Origin of the sequence: Poseidonibacter antarcticus, assembly GCF_003667345.1 — a bacterium.
GTDB lineage: Bacteria > Campylobacterota > Campylobacteria > Campylobacterales > Arcobacteraceae > Poseidonibacter > Poseidonibacter antarcticus.
In genome coordinates this window covers 1-16,756 of record NZ_RCWF01000016.1, presented here as the reverse complement: position 1 = coordinate 16,756, position 16,756 = coordinate 1, and the positions used below count along the sequence as shown (strand labels likewise).

Here is a 16,756-nt window from a genome sequence, read left to right as displayed (position 1 = left end):
GTATCACAAAAGCACTTGAGAATAAAAAGAAAATATGAAAAAAATACTCCTAATAGAAGATAGATACAAAAGACAAGAGCTTTTTAAAAACGAGTTAAGCTTTGATTTTGAACAATATAAAAATATACTTGATAATATAATCTTAGATGATTTTTATCAACTTGCAAATGAGATGATCCATAATAGTTTTAATCTATCTCAATACGATATTATCATTTGTCATAAATCAGTACAACTAGAAGAAAATAATGATAGCAATAGTATCATTGTAACTAGACTCAAAGAGTATTGTAAAAAAGAACAAAAAACACTTATATTCTTCTCAGGAGGGATATCTGCAAACTTTTATGATACAAGCGAGTTTGAATATCTTGAGCTCAACTCCAAAACATTTTATAGTAAAAATTTATCACTGTTTTTAGATGCTGTAAGAAGTAGAGATGATGATATTATGATGCTTTGTTATGGTGAGCATTGGAAAGAAAATATAGTAGCAAATGTGTTAGAAAAAGTAAATCTTTTTTTATTTGATATCCAAAATTATAATATAAACCCAAGCGATTTTACAATAGATGGAAATATCAACAAGGTAAATTATCAGTTTCATACACTCAATGAAAAGACGCTTGAAGAGATAGAGAATTATAAACAAAGTTTAGAGTCTTACTTTTTGATTGAAGATAAACAAGCTAATAAAAACAACTCTTTGATAATACACCATGACAATATTTGTGATTTTGAACTGTTTGATTGTATAGAAAAGTTTAATAGCACTAATGATATTGATAAGTATATTAGCGAGATGTTATTAGAGATAAAAGAGAAAGATTTTGAAATGATTTTTATCAAAGATAATCTTTCTTCAAACTATCTTGAACTTTTAGGTCTTAGAGTTGCTTATCATATTAGACTTTCTAGTGAACTTGGAATAAAAAGATATATTCCTATAGTTATAGTGAGTGATTTTAGTACTGAACAGCTTTGTAAATTTGATGATATGGCAAATATACTATTTACCCCAAATGTTTATCTATGTAAAAATACAAAAGAAGAGATAGAAAAATATCAACAACTTGATGTAAAAAACTTATCAGAAGAAAAATACAATAATAAGTTTTTAAACAAAATCCAAGTAAACCCACCAAAAGACACTTCAGGAACTCACGATATAGCTAATAAATGGAGTATAAGTAGATGGGCAGAGTTTTTAAATATTCAAAAAAATGCAGTAATAAATGTAAATAAAGAAGAAATAGAAAATACACTTTATTTTAAATATCTCAAAGCAAACTATGCCCAAAAAGATAAACAGATAGATATAAGCATAAAAAAGCCTAGCAAAAATGGAAAAGTTTTACTTATAGATGATGAGTGGGATAAAGGATGGAGTGATATTTTACAAGCTGCTCTTCAAAAAGATGGATTAGAGTTTGAGTCTTTTGAATATGAATACAAAGACAAAACCCTTTTTAATCTTTATATGCAAATACAAAAAAAAGTAAAAGAGTATAATCCAGATGTTGTAGTACTAGATTTAAGACTTTCAAAAAATGACCATGATAATGAAAAAGATATAGATAGTTTTACAGGAATAAAAATACTAGAAAAAATCCATGAAATAAATGCAGGTATCCAAGTGATAATGCTCACAGCTACTTCTAAAAGTACCATATTAGAAAAACTGTATGAAAAAAAGATACTAGGATATATTAAAAAAGAACATCCAGATGATAATAGTATAAGTACAGTGGAAAATATCAATAAGTTTGTAAGATTAGTAGATGAAGGATTAGAAAGAAAATACTTAATAGAGATTTATTCTACAACTCAAAAGGTAATTAATATTCTAGATATAAATTTCACATTACCAAAAGATGAGATTGATTGTAAAATATTTCATAAATTCAATATATCAAAGAAAAACTATATAAAGTTTGCTATAAAAATTCACAATGAAGCACAATATGTGTTTGATATACTTGATAGTAAATTAGACAACAGATTCATATATGCCTTATTATCAATTATTAGTAGTTTTGAAGCAATCAATAGTATCTTTATAAAAGAACAGAGATATGAATCAGATAGGTTTTGGGATAATACTAATGTAAATTCCACTAGCTTAAACGATAAGCTGGAAGAACTTTTTACAAAACTAGGATGCAAAAATACTTTAAATATTGAAAATATGATAAGAAATAGAAATAATTATCTACACTCAAATATACAAGATGTACATATTAAACCACAGCAACTTAAAGAGTTGTTTAATACAAAATTATTAATGATTGAAACGATAAAAGAATATAACTAGTCAAAATATGTCCCACTTATAAGTTAAACTACCATAAATAAAAATATGGAGTCTCTTATGAAAAAACAAACTATCAAAATCCCTAAACTCAAACAAAGAGTTACATGGGGATTTAATCCAGTAACAAGAACAATAAAATCTAAAAAACTATACTCAAGAAAAAATTGTAAGATAGAATTTTAATTAAGCTCATAATCAAAATATTCTAAAAATGATACATTTAAAAGCTATGGTAAAGGTCCTAGTGTTTATTATGAGATTTTAATATAATTGTATTTCTCAATGAATTTTGTATAAAATATTTGACAAGACATATATTAAATTATATAATGTCTAATATTTTATACACTAAGGGTTTTCATGGATTTTTATGAACTAGGAAAAGAATTAGCAAGTTTAAGAAAAAGTAAAAAAATATCACAACAAACTATTGCTAATGATTTACATATATCAAGAGCAACTATAAGTAATTTTGAAAGTGGTTCTTTCAATGATATTGGTTTAAAAAAGGTTTTACAACTTGTTGATTATTTAGGTTATGAGTTAAGTTTAAAAGAGAAATCTCCTTTTCCTACTTTTGAGGATATTATAAATGGATAAGTTAAATATCAAAGTAAATTCTAAGTCTATTGGAAAATTAATAAAAGAAGATGATGAGTTTATATTTTCATATGAAAATGCTAATAAAAATGATTTTATATCTTTGATTATGTCTGTACGAAATAAACCATTTATACATAATAAACTTCATCCTATATTTGAAATGCATTTACCTGAAGGTTATTTATTATCTATTATCAAAAAACATTTTTCAAAGCTAAGAAAAACTGATGATTTTGGTTTATTAAATATAATGTCAAATTCTATAAAAGGAAGATTATCATATAAACCTAACTTTGAACAAATTAATAATGATTATACTTTAGATGATCTTTTACATTCAAAAAAAGATACACTTTTTGATGAGCTTGTTAATAAATTTGCATTAAATTCAGCTCTTAGTGGAGTTCAGCCAAAGGTATTAGCTACAATTAGAAATAAAGCTACAATGAAAATTGATGATTATATTGTGAAGTCTTGGGGAGAAGATTATAAAGAACTTGCCATAAATGAATATTATTGCATGGAAATTGTAAGAGAATCCAAAATAGATGTACCTGAGTTTTACATATCAAATGATGAAAAGCTATTTATCATGAAACGATTTGATAAAGTTGAGAATAAATATATTGGATTTGAGGATATGTGTGTATTAATGGGTAAGCAAAGAGATGATAAATATGAAGGTTCATATGAACAAGTTGCAAAAGCTATAAAAACTTTTGTTTCACCTAGACATAAGAAATCTTCACTTATTCAATATTTTAAAATGACATATTTAAATTATATGTTAAAAAATGGTGATGCTCATCTTAAAAATTTTGGACTTATTTATCATAATCTTGATGATATCAAACTAGCACCTGCTTATGATGTAGTATCAACTACAGTTTATATAAAAAAAGATATTCCTGCCTTACTTCTTCTTGGAAGTAAAAAATGGTGGAATAAAAACTATTTAGAAAGATTTGGTATTCAAGCTTGTGACCTTTCAAAACAAGAAATCGCAGAAGCTATAGATCAATGTGATATAGCTATTAATAAGATTAAAAAATCAATACTAGAAAGATTAAAAACAGAGAAACATATTGATAAGACAGAAGTGTTAAAAAACTTATTAGTTTCTTTTTCTAGATAGAGTATTAACAATGAATATAAAAACAGTTTCATCTGAACAGTGTTCGGAGTTTATTTGAACACTCCCGAACACTTTTAAAAAAGATCAATAATTAAGTTTTAATTGGGGCTGTTCATAAATCCCGTATCAATTTGATAAAAAAACACATCCATTTTCTCTCTTGTCTTCTTTTTCAACCCATTGTGTATCTTGGATTTCAAAGGATAAATTTTTAATAAATTCAGAATCTTTGTTTAATTTTGATTCACTTAGGTTGATTGTATTTACATTTAATACTGAATCTTTATTTTCTAATATAGGTTCCAATAATTCATCATCAAAAGCAATATGATTTAATTTTGATAATTTTAAAATATGAAAATCTATCTTTTTAATATGATTATTTTCAAACTCTAATCTTTCTAAATTCTTTAATGTATCAATTGTATTAGGAAGAGTTTGTATATAGTTGTTTGAAAAAGATACTTTTCTTAACTTATTTAACTTATTTATGTCTTCAGAAATAAAAGTTAACTTATTGTCATGCATACAAAGGTTTGCTAATTGATTTAATTTATATAATTTATTAGGAATTTCTTTTATAGCATTCATACAAAAACAAAGATATATCAATTGATTTAATTTATCGATATCCTTTGGAAGAGAAGTGATATTATTTCCTTTTAGAACTAAAAATTTAAGTCTTTTAAGCTCCGTAAATTCTTCAGGAAGAGAAGTGATTTTATTAAAACTTAAATCTATATATTCTAATTTTTTTAATAAAACTAATTCTTTGGGTATCTCTTTTATTTTTTTATGATCTAAAACTAATATTTTTAGTGCTAAAAGATCAAAAGGTTCTCTTGGAAATTCTTCTTTACTTAAGTTATATTTATCTGCCCATTTATATAAAGTTCTAAATGCTTCTTGCTCTTTTTGTTCTTTGTCTTTTTTAATCTTAATATCTTTTTTAATCTCAAAATATATATGGGGTATTGAATTAATCACATCATCGGATATATTAACTTCTATATCAGAGTTTTGTAAATTAATCTGTTCCATTAATGATTCAAATGTAGCAATTGCAGTATCACATAACTCAGAGGGAATACTTTCTATATAACTTGTTTCTACTTCAACTAATCTATTATCAATAAATTTAGCAGTTGATCTAGAAATTAAATCATCAAATGTAAATAAAGCAATATGATTCTCACTTTTTTTATTTTCTATTGCATATTTTTTTTCCATTGCATAAAATAAAATAAAATTTATATCTTCATCAATATTAATACTTGGTGCTTTTGAAAGTATATTTAAAACAGATTCTTCTTTTACAATATTTTTACTTCCTAATACATAGGCACTTCTTTCAATAAAAGCACTTAATAGTGCATTATTAAACTTATTAGAATCAATCATTTCTAAAAATTTATCTTCACTTCTGTTTATATATTCAAAAATTATAGAATGAGTTTTAAAAGTAAAATCTTTAAAAGTAAGATGTTCTTTTATATATTTATAGTTATCAAATGAAAGTATCATCCAATTAATAATTGACTGTTCAGTATCTCTTATTTTTATTACTTCTGCTGTTGAAACTATGTTTATATTTCCAAAGCTTATTTCTTTATTTATTTCTTGACTCATATAATTAATCCTTTATTTTTAAATATTTTTGTTGTAAAAGAATATTTACTAATTCTTTAAACACAGGTACTGCTGATTTAGAAGCATAATATTGATACCAATTCCTACCTTTTGAATTTGGGTTAAATACAGTAACTCCTATGGTATAAGATGTTTTTTTATCATTAGCAAAGCCAAAAAAAGAACTAATATATTTTTTTTGATATTGACCTCTTTGTGCAATTTGTGCTGTTCCTGTTTTTCCACCAATTTCTAATCCTTCTATTCTTGCTGATCGTCCTGTTCCTTTTTCTACAGTTTGAACAAGAAAGTCTTTAATTGTTTTTGCAGTTTTTTTAGAAATTATTGTTTTTTGTTCTTTTTTGATTTGTGTGTAATTCCCTTCATTATTACTTATATGAGATATTAATCTAGGTGTAGATATCTTTCCTTCATTATTAAAAACTGTATAAGCTTTAAGTACTTGCATAAATGTGGAAGTCATTCCTTGTCCATAAGATACAGTTGCTTTATAAACATTATCTTCATTTCTACTTTCACCTGCTGATAATTGTTTTAAAGAAGGGAATATACCTGTTCTTTCATATGGTAATTCAATACCACTTCTTTTTGCAAAACCGTAACTTTTCATTCCTTCTAATATCTCTTTCCCACTTAATTTTTGTGCTAGTTGTAAAGTTCCAATATTTGAAGAAAAAACTACAATATCTTCAATTGTAAGAAGATGCTTTTTAAATCTATGATCATCACCTATTGTATGTCTTCCTATTTTATACTTTCCTTTAGGATATTCACCTTTTTTATTTGCTTTCCCTTTTTTATTATATGCTGAGAAAAGTTGTTTTTTTTTAACTCTGTTTTTATCTAAAACTAGTGAAATTGTAATTGGTTTAATAACAGATCCTGGTTCAAAAGGATATTCAATTCCTTTTACATTTAAAGAAGGAATATCACTTTGTAAAATTCTACTTGGATTAAATCTATTAGATGATGCAAAAGATATTACTTTTCCAGTTTTACTTTCCATTATAGAAACAATTATCTCATCTGCTTTTAATTGTTCTTTATAAATATCTAAAATCATCTCAACATTCTTTTGTAGTTTTAATGATATATTTAAATATAAATCAGCACCATCAATTCTTTGTTTCATTGTAGAATCTTTATCAAATGTGATATAAGATAAAACATCTCTTTTTCCACTTAATACTCCATCTGTAGTATTATTTAAAATCGTATCAAACTTCTTTTCTAAACCTTTTATACCTTTAACTTTTGTCTTTCCATTTTTAGATTCATATTTTCTAATATATCCCACAACAGGTGTTAATGTATTTTCATAGGAATAAACTCTTTTTTCACCACTTTCTCTTACATCTAAGGCTTTTAATACTTTATTACCATTGACTCTTTTAGAAACAAATACTTTCAATTGAATAAGTTTATATCCAAGCTCTTTTAAATTCTTTGCACTTCTTGAATCAATGTTGTAAGATAAAACTAAATTACCAGGTTTTTTTAAAGACTTATTAACTTTTTTTAATATTCTTTTATAAGAGATATTACTATATATAGAAAATAGGGTGATAAATAACTCCTTCTTATCAAGATCTAAATATCTTGTATCAATTGATGCTTTATATAGTTTTTTTGAGCTAGTCATTTTAAATCCATCACTACTATATATATTTCCTCTAACTGCTAATTCTTTTTTTGTAATATCTAAAGTAGGTATTCTTCTATCATTTTTTATAGTTTTAAAAATTGAAAATATTAAGATGCTTAATAGAACAATAATAGTTAACAAAGTCCAAAATATCTTTTTAACTCTTTGCTTATCCTCTTCTTGATTTAACACAATTAACTCCATTAGTTGTTATCTAGAGATTATTAATTTTTTCATATTTTTAAAATATTATTTAAGTTTTTTTGAAAGTATTTAACTAAGATTTTTATATTCAGTAATAAACAAGCATCATATATCATGATTGTTTACTTCTTACTCTAATATTTAACTAATTAGATAGAGGACAAAGTTCATATGACTTTACTGTAATAATAGTATCATTAGAATAATAACAAAACTTATTCATTCCAGAAATTTGCTCACCTTTTAAAAAACCTGTTATTGCATAAGCTGACATAGATAATAGACCTAACATTAAAGTAGATAAAACTAATTTTTTCATTTAAAACATCCTTGTGTGTAAATTAACTATAAATAATATAGTTGTATTTAGTCTTTAATTAAAAACTGTAAAATTATATTAAAAGACATAGACCTATTTTGACCAATTATTTTTTTATAATTAATCCTCTTTTTCAATGATAAAAATTTTAATATCAAATTTATTAGATAGTTTTTCAACTCTTTTTATAAATCTTTTATCTTTAGATGATGTAATCAAAGCTATACCTGCTTTTTTATTTGTCATTTGAGAATAATAAAGTGATTGTCCAATTCCTTGAGCCCATTTTTTTGCCCAATCAACCTCAATAGCATATTCGTCTGTTAAGCAATCTACTCTTGTTTTATCTACTAATGTATATTCCATAACACCATTTAAATCATTACAAAATTTTGCTTGATAGTATTTTTCATTCTTTTTTACAGAAGAACAAGAAGTAAAATAAACCAAGATAGTTAAGATTAGAAATACTTTACTCATTTAAATACTTTTTTAAAATCAAATCTGTTCTTGTTAAAACTTTTTCTTTTTTAAGAATTTCTTGTGTTTTTGGGTTTACAGGTTTTAATTCTTTTTTTTCTTTAATTTTAGTTTTTCTTAGAGCATAAATATTTATTGCAATAATGAAAGATATAAAAAACCATTTTGTAAATAGTAAAATTCCAATACTTTCTTTATCTGTAACTTTTAATACATCAAATAAATCATCATAAATCATTCCAATAAAACCAATTAAAACAACTGAAAATGAAATAAGAAGAATTTGTTTTTTAAATTTTTGCCAAATAACATAATATGCAGTTGTTTTAAATAGTAAATTCAACATATTCTTATCCTAAACCTTTACATAGTTTTTTACCTAATTGACTAACTTTTATATCTATTTCTGCTGCTTCAATTTTAATTTGATTATCTTTTTTATCTTCCATTATATTCTCCTAATAATTTATTATCCAAGTAAAAAGTCTAGACCAATAACTGCAAGTAAACCTTGTGAAGCTTTTTTTGCATAGTCTTCTTTTATATCTTTTGAAAGATCACTAACCATAGCTTCATAATCATCTTGTTCAATTTGGTCAATATTTAATCCTTTATCATGAATCTTTTCATTAACTTTTTCTACTGCTTTTTCTCTAATATGATTATCATATTTATTTCCAACAGTATTAAGACCTTCTTTAATAGAATTTATTGAATTTTCTAATAGTTTTTCTGGGCTCATTTATTAGCTCCTTTCATCTAATTCATTTGAGTTTGAATAAAAGCTTTAATTTCTTTATTATTCATTAAAGCAATACCTTCTCTACCACATAATTGTCTCCATGACTTTGGGCAAGACCTAAAAAGATATATCTTATTATTTTCATCGATTTTACTTTTCATTTCTTCCCATTTTGATAAAGTATTCTCAGATGGATTATTCTTTATATTAAGATACGCTTCGCTTGTTTTTATATCTAATGGAATATAAACATCTTCATTTAGAGACTTATCCCAAAAATTAAACCTATAAAGATATACATCATATAAAAATTCAACAGTTTCATATATTTTTTTAAAAATCATCTAATATCCTTTATAGGTTTAGAAAGCATTTTGATTTTTTCTTCCATTGCTAACTCTTTTTGTTCTTTTATATATTCATTATGAACATCAACAATTGTTTCAGTTACTTCTTTTTTTATTTCCCAAGCTGCACCTAATGCAGTAGGAGTATTTTTTACAACAAACTTTCCTGTATTCCATCCACAAGATGTTAAAAACTTTGTAATAGTCCAGATTTTTCCACTTGTTGATTTATTTGATTTTCCATCGATGATTAATTCTACTTCTTTTGTATTCATTTATTTTTCCTTTATTAAAATAATCCACCAGTTAATATACTAATACCAATACCTATAGCTAATCCAGTACCTACTTTCTTGCCATCAGATTTCATAATGTCCATTTCTAGTTCAATAAGTTCCTCATATTTTTCTTCTGCAATATCACTTCTACATAGACCTTGCTTCTTTAGTTTTTTTAACAAACTATTTTCAGCTAATTTTCTAATATTTGAATCGAATTCTTTTTGTATATCATTTAGCATTTCTTATCCTTTTTTGGAACTATTGTTAAAATAGTATTATCTTTATAAACAGCATGAAAATTACTCTCAAATCCTGGAAGAGGTAAGTATGCAACCTTTGAAGAGGGAACTACATCTTTAAATACCCTTTGCAGATATTCAACTGTTCTATGTACTTCATATTTTGTAAAATCAATTTTATGAATAACTCTTTCTAAAAACCTTTGTCCTGCATGGTATGTAATAATCATTTTGTTTCCTTTATATTTGTTATGTGGAAATTATAATGTAAAAAATAGACATATTTTGTCTATATATAATTAAAATAGAAAAGTGTAACTTTAATAAAAATTGAGATGATTAGTTTCTTTATAAAGGTTTATAAATGTGTAATATGTTCAGTTGTTAACATAATGATAAATTTATAATCAGATTTAATAATTTTTATAAAACTATAAGAGTTATACATTACAACACCGACCCAATTCCAAGGGGAATAAAATATTTAGCCACTATATGTCCAAAAAGTATCATATAATTTTTTTTATAAAAGAAGGAAAGATATGATTAAACAAATAGCAACACATAATAAAATATTTCATGCAGATGAAATTACTGCAATTGCATTATTAAAAGTATTTAAAAAAGATACCATTGTAGTAAATAGAGTAGATCATAGTACAGAAGATTTCTCAAACTTTGATATGCTTATAGATATTGGAAGAAAATTTGATGGTGTAAAATATTTTGATCATCACCAATATAAAGGTGGTAAAAGCTCAGCTGGTCTTATTTGGGATTATGTAGGATTAGAAAAAGAGTATCCAAAAGTTTCAAGATTTATAAATCTTATTGATAAAAATGATGTTGGAATCAAAAGAGCAGGGGAGTTTGAATTCCCTTCATTAATTAGAGCTTTTAATTCTAAAGAAATCAATAATGAAGAACAAAATATATGCTTTAATAAAGCTGTAGACTTTACAATTACAGTATTAAACTCTATGAAAACTATGGAAGAAGATATTTTAGAAGCAAAAGATATTGTAAATAATTCATACTTCTTTGAATCAAATAAACATATTATAGAATTAGATAAATACACTCCTCATTGGAGTACTTTTATAAATGGCAATACAATGCCAAATATTAAAGCAGTTGTTTGGGAAGATACAAATGAGAACAACTAGAAGGTAAAAGTTCCTCCAAAAAAACTAGGTTCATTTGAACTAAATGCTAAAGCTTTAAAACAAGATGCAAAAATGCAGTTTGTACATAGTTCTGGATTTTTTGCAATTGCAGAAAATAGAATTATTATGAAAGAGTATTTAAAAGCTTGATGATAAAAATTCCCATACTAAAAAAAATTTAAAGTCATGATATGTCTACATTATATATTACTATATTAAAAGTATTTATATCACATAAATACAAAAAATATAAGGGAAATAAATGAAGAAAATGTATTCAGTTTTATCGTTAGGTATTGCAGCTACTTTTACATTAAGTGGTTGTGCGACAATTTTTGGAGGAGGGGATATGCAGAAGATTACTGTAAATTCAGATGAATCTAAAAATATGTCTGTTGGTTATTTAAATGAAAAAGATAACAGTGTAGATGTTATTCAAACATTTAACGCTCCATCGGTTATTACTGTAAATAGAGAATCAAAAGACCTTGTTATTAAAAGTACTGATACTAACTGTGAAGAAATAGTATTAGAAAAAAAACTTAATCCCTGGTTTTGGGGTAATGTTGTTGCTACAAGTTTATTAAGTAGTACAGTTGATGCAGTTACTGGTGCAATGTGGGAATATGATGATACTGTAAGTATTGAGTGTAGTAAATAATTCAATGAATTGTTTTTTTAATAGTAAGAAAGGATTTTTTCTTTTCTTACTTATGATTCCTTTTTTTTCTTTTGCTTCTAATGACTATAAATCAAACTTAATAAATAAAGCTTTAGATAAGAATTTATCAAAGAATATTATTTGGAAAAGTTTATTGCATCTAGAAAAAGACAATAGAAAATCATCTATAGACTCAAAGTCCTTTTTACTCTCTTATGATGATTTTTCAGCTAAGAATGAACTTATTAAAACAATAGAATTTTTTTTTGATAATACTAAATCAAGATGTAAATATCCAGCAAGATATTTATGGTTAAAAAAAGAGTTAAATTTAGATGATAAAAAATTTAAACACTCTGTTTGTAATGATTTTCAAAGATATATAAAAAATACAAATACTTCTGAGTTATCATTGGTTTTTGTATCTGAAAATGTAAGTAATCCCTCTAGTATGATGGGGCATTTGTTTTTTAAACTTGATGGAATCAATTATAAAGGTAATCATGTCCAAAATGCTATCTCATTTTTTACTATGATTGATACTTTAAATATTCCTTATCTTGCTTTAGAAAGTACTGTTTTAGGAATGGATGGATATTTTGTATTAAAACCTTATTCAAAACAAATATATTCTTATTTAACACAAGAAGATAGGAATATATGGGAATATTCTTTAAAATTAAACTCTTACGAGTTAAAACTTATTACATATCATTTCTGGGAATTAAAGCAAACAGATATTGAATATTATTTCACAGGTTTTAACTGTGCAACAATAGTAAATAATATATTAAATCTAAAGATTAAAAATGAAGATAAAAGTTTTAATTTATGGGTAACTCCTAAAGATGTAATTAAAAGAGCCAAAAAAGAAGAGATAATAAAAAATACATCATTAAAACCATCTAAGTTATGGAATTTTAAAATGCTATTAGAATCTATAAATAAAAATGATGCAGAATTAATAAGTAAAACAATTGATAAAAATAATATAGATAAATTAGGAATCTTTCTAAAAAATGATAAAAGTCAATTAAAAAGATTATTTGCATTAGCCTATTTAGAGTATGATTTTTATAAAAATGGAAATAAAACACCAAAAGAGTTTGAATATATTTATAAATTTTTAATAGAAAAAGATATTCAAATAGATATCTCAAAATATAAAAACCCAATTAAAACACAAAATGATTCACAAATATCAATCTCAAGAAGAAAAGAACAAGGTGGAATTAGTCTAAAAATATTACCAGCTTCCCACACACTTTATGACAACAATAAACAATATTATGGTGAAAGTAGTCTAAAAATAGCTGAATTAAAAATAAATATTGATGATAAAATAAATATTGATGAGTTTAATCTTTTTTCTATGACTTCATTAATCCCCTGGGATAAATATACAAAACAGTTTTCAAAACAATTAGAAATAAACTATACAAAACACTTAGATAAAAAATTAAATAAACATTCAGTTTACAATATATCATTTTTAAAAGGTTTAACAAAACAATTAAGTGAAGATGTAATAATTTATGATTTAATAGGAATAGGGTTAGCTTATGGAAACTCTAAACCTTATACATATATCAAAAATGAGTTAGGTATGATGATATATGAGGTTTTCGATATGAAATCAACTATTTCATATAGCTCTCAGTATAATAATTACAATGAGAATAATATATTAAATACTCTAAATCTAACACAGTCGATTAAATTAAAAGAAAATATCAGGTTTGATATAAAGTTTGAAAATAATCAAGTTTCCTCAAAATATAATAATGATTTTGGATTTGTGTTAAACTATATTTTTTAGATATATATAAACAAAGAAAATACTGAAGCATTTTTTCTTATTTCACTAATAGCCTTTGATCTTCTTTTTTATCTTAATACAACTATTAAGGTTTGTAAACTATAATAGTGGACAATATATGTCTATATGATATAGTATTATTTTATAGAAACAATACTATAAAAAGGAAGTAAAATGGAATTAAACTTTAAAGATAAAAATATAGAGAAATATTTTGAAGAGAATAAATCTCAAGTTGATAAAATAAAAGAGGTAGAAAAAGAAGAATTTTTATCTCAGATGAAAGAAGATAAAGAGATACTTGTTTCTTCAAATCCATTAAACTTGGACTATCTAGAAGAGATAGATAAAAATATAGTAAAAGAAAAAACTCAAAAAAAAATACCAAAAACAAATAAAGAAGTAACTCCAAGGCTTGATTATGCAGTAAGTAGTAATAATCTAAGTACATCTCAATTAAATAGAATAGAATCAAAACAAAATGCTATTCTTGAAATACTAGAATGTATGCCAATACCTACAGTTTCACAAGTTAAATTAAATGAAATAAAGGAAGAAGAATTAGATTGCTTTGCTTTAAACTTAAAACTATTTTCTTCAAGACTTATAATATTATCAAGTGATTTTAAAAATAAGAATATCAAAGAAATTCTAGAAAATTTAAAAGATATATCTGAATCATTAATTTCCAATTCTTTTTATTCCTTCACAAAAGAAACATCTATTATTAAAAAAACAATAAAAAAGTTAGATAGCTTTGGTGTATCAAATAGTAATGTAAATAAGCATCTAGATGAAGTTGTTGAAATATTAAATAATATAGATAATGCATCTAAATTAAATTATTTTGAACAAAGTATATTTTATTCAACTCTATTTCTAGATAAAGGATATACACTAAATGCAATCACCTTATTAAATGAAGCAACAGGTATTTATATCATTGAATCTACAAAAAAGATGTCAAGTAAAATCTCAAAATATACAAGTTTAATAGGAGAACAACATGATATTAAACTAAATACACAAGTAAAAGATTTTTTTATAAATTTATTTTTAGAAGATAAAAAAGTAAATCAACTAGTATTTTTTCCACATCATAAAGTTGTAAAAGATATTGATATAGAAATAAAAGATAAATTAAAAAGAATTAATCAAACATGGTCAAATAAAGGCGATGAGGGTTTATTTAAAAAATATGCATATGTTATAACAATGGTTAGAAAAATTAGAAACAAATTAGCCCATGTAAATATGGATGTTGATTTTAAATCATTGACAGCTCAAATAAAAGTATTAAATGAAGATTTTAAATATCTAACAATTCAGAAAAATATACTAAAAAGATAGATTTTATAATATATACTATTTGGACAAAATAGGTCTAAGTACTATGTTATAATTTATATATAAGAAAAAAGGTAATAAGAATGACAAATGAAACAGTAAGAGTATTAGAATTATTAAAAAGATTTAATGAAGGTCAAAAAGTATATATTTCTAATTTACAAGAAGATGAACTTTGGAAAGGTAAGAGTGAAAAAACAATAAGAAGAGATTTAGATGTAATTAAACATTCTTTCCCTGATACATTTCATTTAGTAAAAGGTGAAAAAGGATGCTATAAAGCAATTACAAATGATCTTTTTAATAATTTAGTTAATAGCCCTAGAAATATGTCTTTACTTGTTCAAACATTTAATATAGCACAAAGAAGTGATATGTTTAAAAACTTTGATATCTCAAAAGAAGATAGATCTTTACTAGAAAGTCAACTAAAAGAATCAAAAAAATTATATGGCTTTAAAAATGATGCAATTGAAACTAGAAAAAATAGTTTTGAAATATATCAAACACTAGAACGTAGTATAAAATATAATAAGCAAATTGTAATAGATTATGATAATAATGGAACAATAGAAGAATATATAATAAATCCATATAAAATATTGCTAATGAATGAAAACTTTTATTTAGCAAGTGAAGTTATAGATCAAGTATTCTCATTTTCACCTTTTAGAATAATACATATTAAAAATATAAAAGAAACAAAAAAGACTTATAGAAAAAATCCAGAGATTATTAACTTCATAGATACGATGGAAACACCTTTTGCAAAATATCAAAAAGAGTTTAGAAAATATCTAATAGATATAGTTGTAGAAGTAGATGCAGTTAAGGCAAAATATTTTAAACTAAAAAACTATTTCAAATCTCAAAAAGTTATAGAAAAAAAAGAAAATGGAAACCTAGTAATATCATATAAAATGACTCAATTTATGGAAATAGAAAGTTTTATAAAATCATGGCTACCATTTGTAAAAGTTGTAAAGCCTATTGAACTAAAAAATAAGATAGAAAATGAATTGAGAGAATATTTGAAATAAAGAGGAAATAAATTCTTTAGTCTTTTGTCTGGATTTTAGTTACCACTCCAGTCTCACAAAAGTTTAGTTCAGTGTTTGAGCTGTATATCGTGAAAGTGGCAAGTATAGTTATTAAGGGGGGGGGAGTGACTGTGAGGTTGCTTCCTTATCCGACAACATTTAATACATCAAAGAAATCTTCATAAATTATTCCAATCAATACAATTAGAACAACCGAGAATGAAATAAGAATAATTTGTTTTTTAAACTTTTTCCAAATGACATAATATGCGCTTGTTCTAAATAATAAATTCAACATGTTTTTATCCTAAGCCTCTGCATAGTTTTTTACCTAACTGAATCTTTTCAATTTTTGGATTATCAATTGAATCTAAATGTTGTAAATCTGTATTAGTAGCTATCATTTTTACATCCTTTAAATTACTATTTTTTGCTAAATGAGTTAATGCATTACATCCTCCACCACCAACACCAATTACAACAACTTTTGGTGCAAAACCTTTACTATTATCATCTTTAATATGACTAACTTTTATATCTATTTTTGCTGCTTCAATTTTTATTTGATTGTCTTTTTTATCTTCCATTACATTCTCCTAATAATTTATTATCCAAGTAAAAAGTCTAGACCAATGACTGCAAGTAAACCTTGAGAAGTTTCTTTACATAGTCTTCTTTTATATCTTTGAGTAAGTTTAAACAATTTGGTCAAATTGGACATGAACATTAATATAAACTTAAATTATTTTTAAATCTGTATCTGT

21 protein-coding genes are annotated in these 16,756 nt (G+C 24.3%); 9 read left to right on the top strand and 12 right to left on the bottom strand.

Annotated features, from left to right (window positions below; translation table 11 throughout):
* Positions 1 to 34 precede the first annotated feature (34 nt).
* From D9T19_RS13350 to D9T19_RS13340, 4 genes are all read left to right on the top strand, one after another.
* The gene (locus tag D9T19_RS13350; protein WP_121628747.1) at positions 35 to 2,314 is read left to right on the top strand and encodes a response regulator; all 2,280 of its coding nucleotides are present in this window, start codon (positions 35 to 37) and stop codon (positions 2,312 to 2,314) included.
* 57 nt (positions 2,315 to 2,371) lie between these two features.
* Positions 2,372 to 2,497 carry a hypothetical protein gene (locus tag D9T19_RS14745; protein ID WP_265936268.1) on the top strand — a complete coding sequence of 42 codons (126 nt, stop codon included), beginning with the start codon at positions 2,372 to 2,374 and terminating at the stop codon, positions 2,495 to 2,497.
* 177 nt (positions 2,498 to 2,674) lie between these two features.
* Positions 2,675 to 2,914 (top strand): helix-turn-helix domain-containing protein, encoded by a 240-nt coding sequence (locus tag D9T19_RS13345; protein ID WP_121628746.1) that lies wholly within the window; start codon positions 2,675 to 2,677, stop codon positions 2,912 to 2,914.
* A complete protein-coding gene (locus tag D9T19_RS13340) occupies positions 2,907 to 4,052 on the top strand; it encodes a type II toxin-antitoxin system HipA family toxin (RefSeq protein ID WP_121628745.1) in 1,146 nt (381 codons plus the stop codon). Before D9T19_RS13345 ends, D9T19_RS13340 begins: the two co-directional genes overlap by 8 nt.
* 126 nt (positions 4,053 to 4,178) lie before the next feature.
* Here D9T19_RS13340 and D9T19_RS13335 read toward each other — a convergent pair whose 3' ends face one another.
* The 10 genes from D9T19_RS13335 to D9T19_RS13295 form a co-directional block, all read right to left on the bottom strand.
* Positions 4,179 to 5,681: a leucine-rich repeat domain-containing protein gene (locus tag D9T19_RS13335; RefSeq protein WP_121628744.1), complete on the bottom strand. Its 1,503-nt coding sequence runs from the start codon at positions 5,679 to 5,681 to the stop codon at positions 4,179 to 4,181.
* A gap of 4 nt (positions 5,682 to 5,685) precedes the next feature.
* Positions 5,686 to 7,539 carry a peptidoglycan D,D-transpeptidase FtsI family protein gene (locus D9T19_RS13330; protein ID WP_228198012.1) on the bottom strand — a complete coding sequence of 618 codons (1,854 nt, stop codon included), beginning with the start codon at positions 7,537 to 7,539 and terminating at the stop codon, positions 5,686 to 5,688.
* 157 nt (positions 7,540 to 7,696) lie between these two features.
* On the bottom strand, positions 7,697 to 7,870 hold the full coding sequence (locus tag D9T19_RS14570; protein WP_162984592.1) for a hypothetical protein: 174 nt from the start codon (positions 7,868 to 7,870) through the stop codon (positions 7,697 to 7,699).
* A 120-nt stretch (positions 7,871 to 7,990) separates the two neighbouring features.
* Positions 7,991 to 8,350 carry a hypothetical protein gene (locus D9T19_RS13325; protein ID WP_121628742.1) on the bottom strand — a complete coding sequence of 120 codons (360 nt, stop codon included), beginning with the start codon at positions 8,348 to 8,350 and terminating at the stop codon, positions 7,991 to 7,993.
* Positions 8,343 to 8,696 (bottom strand): hypothetical protein, encoded by a 354-nt coding sequence (locus tag D9T19_RS13320; protein ID WP_121628741.1) that lies wholly within the window; start codon positions 8,694 to 8,696, stop codon positions 8,343 to 8,345. Before D9T19_RS13320 ends, D9T19_RS13325 begins: the two co-directional genes overlap by 8 nt.
* Before the next feature lie 123 nt (positions 8,697 to 8,819).
* Positions 8,820 to 9,092, bottom strand: a complete 273-nt coding sequence (locus D9T19_RS13315; protein ID WP_121628740.1) for a hypothetical protein — start codon at positions 9,090 to 9,092, stop codon at positions 8,820 to 8,822.
* Positions 9,093 to 9,109: 17 nt separating this feature from the next.
* A complete protein-coding gene (locus tag D9T19_RS13310; RefSeq protein WP_121628739.1) occupies positions 9,110 to 9,436 on the bottom strand; it encodes a hypothetical protein in 327 nt (108 codons plus the stop codon).
* Positions 9,433 to 9,714 (bottom strand): hypothetical protein, encoded by a 282-nt coding sequence (locus tag D9T19_RS13305; protein ID WP_121628738.1) that lies wholly within the window; start codon positions 9,712 to 9,714, stop codon positions 9,433 to 9,435. The genes D9T19_RS13310 and D9T19_RS13305 overlap by 4 nt, the downstream gene beginning before the upstream one ends.
* Positions 9,715 to 9,728: 14 nt before the next feature.
* Positions 9,729 to 9,959, bottom strand: a complete 231-nt coding sequence (locus D9T19_RS13300) for a hypothetical protein (protein ID WP_121628737.1) — start codon at positions 9,957 to 9,959, stop codon at positions 9,729 to 9,731.
* Entirely contained in the window at positions 9,953 to 10,189 is a 237-nt protein-coding gene (locus D9T19_RS13295) for a hypothetical protein (protein ID WP_121628736.1), read from the bottom strand. The genes D9T19_RS13300 and D9T19_RS13295 overlap by 7 nt, the downstream gene beginning before the upstream one ends.
* A gap of 312 nt (positions 10,190 to 10,501) precedes the next feature.
* Between D9T19_RS13295 and D9T19_RS13290 the strand changes: the two genes are divergently transcribed.
* The 5 genes from D9T19_RS13290 to D9T19_RS13270 all read left to right on the top strand — a co-directional run bounded on the left by D9T19_RS13290 (position 10,502) and on the right by D9T19_RS13270 (position 15,992).
* A complete protein-coding gene (locus tag D9T19_RS13290) occupies positions 10,502 to 11,125 on the top strand; it encodes an MYG1 family protein (RefSeq protein ID WP_121628735.1) in 624 nt (207 codons plus the stop codon).
* A gap of 262 nt (positions 11,126 to 11,387) precedes the next feature.
* Positions 11,388 to 11,786 (top strand): hypothetical protein, encoded by a 399-nt coding sequence (locus D9T19_RS13285; protein ID WP_121628734.1) that lies wholly within the window; start codon positions 11,388 to 11,390, stop codon positions 11,784 to 11,786.
* 4 nt (positions 11,787 to 11,790) lie between these two features.
* A complete protein-coding gene (locus D9T19_RS13280; RefSeq protein WP_162984591.1) occupies positions 11,791 to 13,605 on the top strand; it encodes a lipoprotein N-acyltransferase Lnb domain-containing protein in 1,815 nt (604 codons plus the stop codon).
* Positions 13,606 to 13,779: 174 nt separating this feature from the next.
* The gene (locus tag D9T19_RS13275; RefSeq protein WP_121628732.1) at positions 13,780 to 14,955 is read left to right on the top strand and encodes a hypothetical protein; all 1,176 of its coding nucleotides are present in this window, start codon (positions 13,780 to 13,782) and stop codon (positions 14,953 to 14,955) included.
* A gap of 80 nt (positions 14,956 to 15,035) precedes the next feature.
* Positions 15,036 to 15,992 (top strand): helix-turn-helix transcriptional regulator, encoded by a 957-nt coding sequence (locus D9T19_RS13270; protein WP_121628731.1) that lies wholly within the window; start codon positions 15,036 to 15,038, stop codon positions 15,990 to 15,992.
* Positions 15,993 to 16,137: 145 nt separating this feature from the next.
* On the opposite strand, the gene D9T19_RS14565 is transcribed toward D9T19_RS13270, so the two are convergent.
* Positions 16,138 to 16,290 (bottom strand): hypothetical protein, encoded by a 153-nt coding sequence (locus D9T19_RS14565; RefSeq protein WP_162984590.1) that lies wholly within the window; start codon positions 16,288 to 16,290, stop codon positions 16,138 to 16,140.
* A 4-nt stretch (positions 16,291 to 16,294) separates the two neighbouring features.
* Complete coding sequence (locus D9T19_RS13265; RefSeq protein ID WP_121628730.1) at positions 16,295 to 16,579, bottom strand: hypothetical protein; 285 nt, start codon at positions 16,577 to 16,579, stop codon at positions 16,295 to 16,297.
* Positions 16,580 to 16,756 lie beyond the last annotated feature (177 nt).